The organism is Acinetobacter lwoffii (assembly GCF_024129855.1).
GTDB classification, from domain to species: Bacteria; Pseudomonadota; Gammaproteobacteria; order Pseudomonadales; family Moraxellaceae; genus Acinetobacter; species Acinetobacter lwoffii_L.
Genome location: NZ_JAMXXC010000051.1, coordinates 1 through 6,336 on the forward strand (window position 1 = coordinate 1; position 6,336 = coordinate 6,336).

Consider the following 6,336-nt stretch of genomic DNA (forward strand, 5'->3'; position numbering starts at 1 on the left):
TGCTCCTAGCGTTGGTACTTCTTTTTTTCATTCAATTTTCAATTGAACGAAAAAAAGAAGTTTCAGGGTTTTAGGGATGAAGTCCCTAACGTGCTTAGGTTTCTCAATGAAATTGAGAAACGTCTAAGCGCGCCATCAAATTTTTGATGGAAGTACAGGCGAACTTCTCTAGAACGAACTTTAACAAAATTGCGGACATTGGACGTAATTATTTTGTTATCGTTCTTTGAGAATTGAGCTTGTACTTTAGCGGTATTTGAATTAAGGAATTGAATATGAATAATGAATGGCTTTCAGAAAGACTAACCTATATTTCTGCTTTAAAAAATCCGAGTGATGCTCAAAAACTTTTATTGGAAATTGCTCAAATTCAATATCGAACACCTGAACAAGAAAAGAAATTAAATGCACTGATCAAAGCAGAAAAAGCCATAGATCGAGCAAATAAACAAAAGGTAGTGGTTAGAAAATTATTGAATGCTGAAAAAGAAGCTGAACGTAAAGCGCGTACTCGTCACCTGATCCAGTTAGGCGCACTGTTTGAAATTGCTAACCTAGATAAACGGGACCCTGCCGAACTGCTCGGTATACTACTTAAAACAGCAGAGATTGATCCTAACGATATGAAATGGCAGATTTGGAAAGACTTAGGTCAAGAGGTTTTAAATCAACGTAAAAAGACTGAAAAACAAAATAATTGATTATGCAGTTAAGCTACTTAAACCCGTGGAACATTGATCAGATATTAAGCGTGGAACGTGAATAATCAACAAAAAAGCCCAATCGTGTATGATTGGGCTTTTCACATCAACATAAGATATTGTTATTCAGGGAAAAATTTTTTGCATTTCGTATAACGTGCATTATGTTAATTTTAGATGATTTAAATAATTAACTAATTTCCCTTTTTCTAAACTTGATAGTAATTTATTAGAAACATACACTTAAAATTAAAATGTCATTTAGGATAAAAAATGCAAAAACTTATTTTTATATCTGTTGTAGCTTTAAGTTTAGTGGGTTGTGAAAAATTTCAACAAGAACGTGAAGCAAAAGAATATATTAAATCTTATGTTAAAGATCCTAGCTCTGTACAGTTTAGGAATGTCTCGGGTCAATGTGGCGAGTTTAACGCTAAAAATGGTTATGGAGCTTATACTGGATTTGACCGATATATTTATAGGAATGGAAACCTATATACTCAGAGTGCTTGGGCTGAGAAGGAAGAGAATAATACATACTCAGATGAAAACTTATTCATAGTTGCTTTTGATGAAATTTGTACAAAAGGCAACACTGTATACAACTTAGATGATTGTAGGTCTGAAGCTTCTTATATGTCTTCAGTATTTGAAAGACGTTTAGAAAATACTTTTGATAAAAATTGGGAAATGAGCTTCTTTAGTAAAAACTCTGCTGAATTAAAAGCCAAAGGTAAAAGGTTAGTTGATTACGCTTATAATCTCCCTAGATCAGAAACAAATATCCAGTTTGTTAAAGCACAGGCTTTCAGAAAATGTTTAGCTAAAGGTACAATTTAGGAAATTACCCTTCTTTAATATATTTTTCCATATATTCTCAATAGTATTAATTAATATTTTCCTTTTTTTAAAATTCTTACAGCAGGACAACTATCTGGTGCATAACCACCAAAATCAGGTCTTTTAGGGAAAAACCAGTCTGTACCATTCCAACAGACATCATGTGTAGTTGGTTTATCTTTATTAAAAACAACCTGACAGATTTCAGGTTGTGAATTATCTCTATAGATAACCCTAACTACACAATCATGAGGACCAACTCTAATCCAATCAAGAACTTTAATATCGGGAGATATCATCAAGATGTCCTTTACCTATAAGCAATTAAAATCCACCATAACGTGGAGCATAAAAAACAAAATCTTCTATTAGTTTTTCAATTTTTGTCTTAAAAATATCATCTTTCCAAGTGCGTTCATCATACGAACTACCGTCTACAGATACAAACCTTTCGCCATTATCACCAGTATAATTTTTTTGGAACTCAATTCGGCCAGATTCAAGATTAGTACTAAGTAATAAGCAACTATACCCACCATTTTTGTATTTTAATTCAACTGAGATATAGCGTTTATTACTTGTACTCTTAACTTGAATATTGCGCTTCTTTATCTCTTCAACATATTGTTCAAGAATAGGGATAAGCCTTAAAGACGTATGCTCAAAAAATTCTTCATTGTTTTTTTTCATTTCATTGAAATCACTTTTACTCTTTTTTTGTGCTCCAATACTGTTATCAATTTTTTTAAAAAAGTCATCCATAAAAAAATCCTATATAATTAATGTATATAAATATTTAGTAATATCTTAATTTTAACAATTAGCAAAAAATGGTTGAATCTGTGGACGCTGTTTTTGTGATTCCATCCAAAGTGAATACTTAGATTGAACACGCATTAACAGGTCTGCACTGATTCCCAAAGCATCATGCAAGCGTAAAGCTACATCTGCGGTCACTGGCGCTTTACCGTTAATAATCCTAGAAAGTAATGGACGTGTCACTTGAATACGTTCAGCAAGTTCTGTAATCGTGATCGCTTGTCCTTCTTCTTTTAAGCCATCTAACCATTCTGACACTAACTCACCTGCATGAGCTGGATTATTCATCATCATATTCACCTCAATGGTAGTCCTGATAGTCCACGATATACGCATTACCATCTTTAAAAATAAAAGTCAGACGCCAATTGGCACTCACAGTGATTGACCAATGATCTTTTAATTTACCTTTCAAAGGATGAAGCTTCCATCCAGGAAAATTCATTTCATCAATGCTTTGCGCTTCATTCAAAGCAGTTAATTGTCTTTTTAACTTGGTTGAATGAACAGACTGAATACCTGCTGTAGAACTGGTTTTAAAAAATCGTTCCAGTCCCTTATGATTAAAATCTACAATCACAAAAAATCATCCTTTGTATAGTTTTAATATACAGCAATTCGTTCAGTAAAACTATACAGAAATATAGACTCAAATAAAATCAAAAGCCTTAAAAACAAATGCGCTCACTCTCTCAACTCGCCCCCAAAGCGTCGCACTTCGTGCTTTGGCTTTGGTGAACGGTTGAGAGAGTTTCGGCAATACTCACCCTAAGGGCGGTCATTTAAAAAAATAACCTATCCCCTAAGTATTGCCGATTTACCTATATATATTTGGCTTCGGAGCCACGTATATCGGTCGTATCCGCACATAGCTTTGCTGACTATGCAGACAAGGACTCAAAGTCTTGCACTTCGCTCCACGCGCTCCCTGTCGTTACATTGCCTGTATCTCTGCGAGGGTTTCCCCAACTTACAACTTAACAAGTCTTATGTAACTACTCCCAACGCTCCGCCTATGTGAAGTTCCCCTGTAAGCGGTTTAGCCTTTCGACCATAGCTACAATACGCCAGTGACACTTATTCCTACCACACGTAATGCATGCCGACCGTAAAACGGACACGCAGAAGCGGGCAAAGCTCGATCTAGGATGCTTATTTGATGGTTTAAAACACGAATTAACGAAGACTTATCATTTTGAGGCTTGATATAAACACTGTTTATTGTGAAAATAGAGTTCAGGTACAAGCCTTTTGGTGAAATCATAACGGTCGCCAAACCTTATGATCTTCGTTACTTGATGTTAGATCCATCAAATAACTGCGTACCGCTGAATTTACTTGAAAACCCCTCTAAGTTGCAAGACTTAGAGGGGTTTTTGTTTATAATTTTAAATTACAAATTACTTATCCTTGTTTAAAGCAAATTTTCGCTTCTTAATCACAGTAATTGGCTTTTCTTGTGGAGCCATATTTTTCTGAATGGCTACCTGCTTCATCTCTACTGGGACAGCACTATTTTCAGTAGTCTTTGGGCTAGATTCTTTATGCTTTGAGTCTTTTGACTTTTGCAGAGTTGCTTCTTTATTTTTAATTTTTATATAAATTTCATGAGCAATTGTATTGTGCTCCTTAATTTCCCTATTTGTATCAGTCAATTTTTTATACTGTTCCTTAAAAGGTTTAATAAATTTTTTGATAGCTGATAAGAATACGGCTTCTTCAGGATATATATCCGCTAATGTCTTAGGTGCTTCCTTTTGCACGAAATTAATGAGATCGGCTGGAAATTTATTAAGAATCTCTGGAGTAGCAAAGCTTACAAAATCATAGTCATGATAAGAAATTACAGCATATCTGGTATTTTTCTTAGTCGGACTTTTAATATAACCTTTAACTGTTGCCTCCCCTTGATCAAGTAACTTTTTCAAATAGAAATCTTTGATTTGGTTTTCTATAAGCGCATTACCTCTATAAAACCTAAGCTTCTGACTGATTTCCGCCTGTTCTTCCAGGTTGTCTTCATCAACAAGTTTTAGCTGTTCGGATTGGTCAAGGAATTGAGCATAATTATATTGAGCAAGTTCGGATGTCCAAATCAGTAACTGGTCAAGGTTTTTAGGCATAGGAACTTTCAAATCATTTAAATCAAGCTTTTTAATGGGCGCAAGTTCTTCTTCCTTAAACTCTGTTCTTTCTAAACTTGATTGCTTTAACATAATAATTTCCTTAACTTCCACTAATTTTAAAACATAATAAAAACTATAAATGAGTGCTTAGAGCCTTCATTTTTAGATTTAGCTATTTGGGGTCAATAACGCATAAATCCCCATACTTCCCATAGCCACACTGCTCTTTCATCACTCGGACGCAAGGCTTGGACTCTTCTCCAACGGCACAACTTTGAATATCAAACTGAATACCTTGCTGCCTTAAACTCTCGATCTTTGGAATATTCTCTAAAGGCTTAATATAAGATGCAAATAGCCACGTCATAGTCAGTATGAGAACTGAAAAAATACCTAAGAAAGTAGTGATTAACTTCCATGAAAATTGATCACTGGTTGATTCAATCGAATTTTTTAAATGTCCAAGTGCTTTGGCGGTCTTAATAAGTTCCGCTGTACCTTCCTGTAAGCCCATATTTAGCGATTTTGATACAGTATGATGGGTTTGCCCTGCGATGACCTTCTGAATGCGTTCCTCGGTGATTTGAAGCTCTTTAACGGCCTGATTAACTAAGTTTTGCTGTTGTTCTGCAACTGCCATCAGTGCATATAGCTTTTTTTCATCAGGTGTCATCGACTCATCCCCTTATAACTCATGGTTTTCTGTTGCTCTCGTTCTAATTTCTGCTGTTCTTTGTACTGTTCCAAAGCAAGCTGTTTGAAGCTATCAAAATCAGCCTTAAAGCTCTCAATGCCCTGTTTAATTTCTTTGTCTGAAATTGGGCTATTTTTGAGGTCCTTCAGGTCTTTTTTCGGGTCGCCTAAGTCTAGTCGTTCAAGCTCTTTATAGGCTGTACGTGACTGTTGCAAGGCTTCTCTGATTTCAGGGTCTTTGGCTTGGCTTGGTAATAGTTTCTTTTCGGGTTCTTTCTCTACGCCTTGCTCTTTGTAGCTTCGCATATCAATACGGCTGTCAATTTGGTGTTTTTCTAAATGGCTGTTGCATAAATCTGCCCATCTTTGGCGTAGGTCTTTAATATCGGTTTTTCGTTCCTGGTAAGTCTTGCCTGTATTGTCTTTTTTAGCTCCGCCACGTTCAGGATTCTTGCTGTTATAGCGTTTAAAATATTGCTCTGGATCTCGCTCGATTCCATCTTGTAGACGTTCATTAAACATGAGGTGAACGTGAGGCTGATCGTTGCCGTCCATTGCTTTAGGGTTATGGATCGCAAACTGATACGGATATTTTGAGCCAATTTCAGACTGAATGAAGTCCTCAACCAGTTCTAGGCGTTGCTCGGCATTCATCTCTCTAGGCAGGGCAATTTCATATTCTCGATAGGTACTGCCATTTTTGCGCTCGTAAAGGTCGGCTGCCTGCCAAAAGTTAATCGGATTATGTTCTGCCCATTTCGGCATGTTTCCATAGTCACGATGTTCAAGGTCAGTTTTAGCCTGTTCCTCTTTTTTCTTTTTTTCTTCATCTCGATCTATATATTCGGCATGCGGTGCTGCCTTGCCTGCCTTACCAACTTTGACACTTAAACGAGCAATCGCCATTAGGTTTTATCCTGTTCCTTTTTTTGGTTGCGTTCCTTCTTAAACGCTCTTTTATCGAGTATCGAAGCAAGAACCATAATGAGGATGAGTAGGGGTGCTGCGATCACGCCAAAAATAATATCTTTGATCTTTCCCCATACCTGTTTTAGTTGCATGTTGTTGCTCCTAGCGTTGGTACTTCTTTTTTTCATTCAATTTTCAATTGAACGAAAAAAAGAAGTTTCAGGGTTTTAGGGATGAAGTCCCTAACG

At 36.2% G+C, this 6,336-nt stretch carries 10 protein-coding genes; 2 read left to right on the top strand and 8 right to left on the bottom strand.

What is annotated here, in order from left to right:
* Positions 1-275: 275 nt before the first annotated feature.
* Entirely contained in the window at positions 276-701 is a 426-nt protein-coding gene (locus tag NI465_RS16165; RefSeq protein ID WP_253145973.1) for a conjugal transfer protein TraD, read from the top strand.
* A gap of 273 nt (positions 702-974) precedes the next feature.
* Positions 975-1,541: a hypothetical protein gene (locus NI465_RS16170; protein WP_253145975.1), complete on the top strand. Its 567-nt coding sequence runs from the start codon at positions 975-977 to the stop codon at positions 1,539-1,541.
* 50 nt (positions 1,542-1,591) lie between these two features.
* On the opposite strand, the gene NI465_RS16175 is transcribed toward NI465_RS16170, so the two are convergent.
* The 8 genes from NI465_RS16175 to NI465_RS16210 form a co-directional block, all read right to left on the bottom strand.
* Entirely contained in the window at positions 1,592-1,840 is a 249-nt protein-coding gene (locus tag NI465_RS16175; RefSeq protein WP_109858688.1) for a hypothetical protein, read from the bottom strand.
* Between the two features lie 25 nt (positions 1,841-1,865).
* Positions 1,866-2,303 carry a hypothetical protein gene (locus NI465_RS16180; RefSeq protein WP_253145977.1) on the bottom strand — a complete coding sequence of 146 codons (438 nt, stop codon included), beginning with the start codon at positions 2,301-2,303 and terminating at the stop codon, positions 1,866-1,868.
* Between the two features lie 51 nt (positions 2,304-2,354).
* On the bottom strand, positions 2,355-2,651 hold the full coding sequence (locus NI465_RS16185; protein WP_225518504.1) for a HigA family addiction module antitoxin: 297 nt from the start codon (positions 2,649-2,651) through the stop codon (positions 2,355-2,357).
* Between the two features lie 10 nt (positions 2,652-2,661).
* Complete coding sequence (locus tag NI465_RS16190; RefSeq protein ID WP_087704769.1) at positions 2,662-2,940, bottom strand: type II toxin-antitoxin system RelE/ParE family toxin; 279 nt, start codon at positions 2,938-2,940, stop codon at positions 2,662-2,664.
* Between the two features lie 820 nt (positions 2,941-3,760).
* Entirely contained in the window at positions 3,761-4,576 is an 816-nt protein-coding gene (locus NI465_RS16195) for a hypothetical protein (protein WP_253145978.1), read from the bottom strand.
* Between the two features lie 82 nt (positions 4,577-4,658).
* On the bottom strand, positions 4,659-5,159 hold the full coding sequence (locus NI465_RS16200; protein WP_253145980.1) for a hypothetical protein: 501 nt from the start codon (positions 5,157-5,159) through the stop codon (positions 4,659-4,661).
* Positions 5,156-6,085, bottom strand: a complete 930-nt coding sequence (locus NI465_RS16205) for a MobA/MobL family protein (RefSeq protein WP_253145981.1) — start codon at positions 6,083-6,085, stop codon at positions 5,156-5,158. Before NI465_RS16205 ends, NI465_RS16200 begins: the two co-directional genes overlap by 4 nt.
* Positions 6,085-6,240: a hypothetical protein gene (locus tag NI465_RS16210; protein ID WP_253145982.1), complete on the bottom strand. Its 156-nt coding sequence runs from the start codon at positions 6,238-6,240 to the stop codon at positions 6,085-6,087. The genes NI465_RS16205 and NI465_RS16210 overlap by 1 nt, the downstream gene beginning before the upstream one ends.
* Positions 6,241-6,336 lie beyond the last annotated feature (96 nt).

Bases quoted from the DNA above. Each gene is read 5' to 3' on its own strand.
- NI465_RS16165 (WP_253145973.1), top strand. From the start codon at position 276: ATGAATAATGAATGGCTTTCAGAAAGACTAACCTATATTTCTGCTTTA.
- NI465_RS16170 (WP_253145975.1), top strand. From the start codon at position 975: ATGCAAAAACTTATTTTTATATCTGTTGTAGCTTTAAGTTTAGTGGGT.
- NI465_RS16175 (WP_109858688.1), bottom strand. From the start codon at position 1,840: ATGATATCTCCCGATATTAAAGTTCTTGATTGGATTAGAGTTGGTCCT.
- NI465_RS16180 (WP_253145977.1), bottom strand. From the start codon at position 2,303: ATGGATGACTTTTTTAAAAAAATTGATAACAGTATTGGAGCACAAAAA.
- NI465_RS16185 (WP_225518504.1), bottom strand. From the start codon at position 2,651: ATGATGAATAATCCAGCTCATGCAGGTGAGTTAGTGTCAGAATGGTTA.
- NI465_RS16195 (WP_253145978.1), bottom strand. From the start codon at position 4,576: ATGTTAAAGCAATCAAGTTTAGAAAGAACAGAGTTTAAGGAAGAAGAA.
- NI465_RS16200 (WP_253145980.1), bottom strand. From the start codon at position 5,159: ATGACACCTGATGAAAAAAAGCTATATGCACTGATGGCAGTTGCAGAA.
- NI465_RS16205 (WP_253145981.1), bottom strand. From the start codon at position 6,085: ATGGCGATTGCTCGTTTAAGTGTCAAAGTTGGTAAGGCAGGCAAGGCA.
- NI465_RS16210 (WP_253145982.1), bottom strand. From the start codon at position 6,240: ATGCAACTAAAACAGGTATGGGGAAAGATCAAAGATATTATTTTTGGC.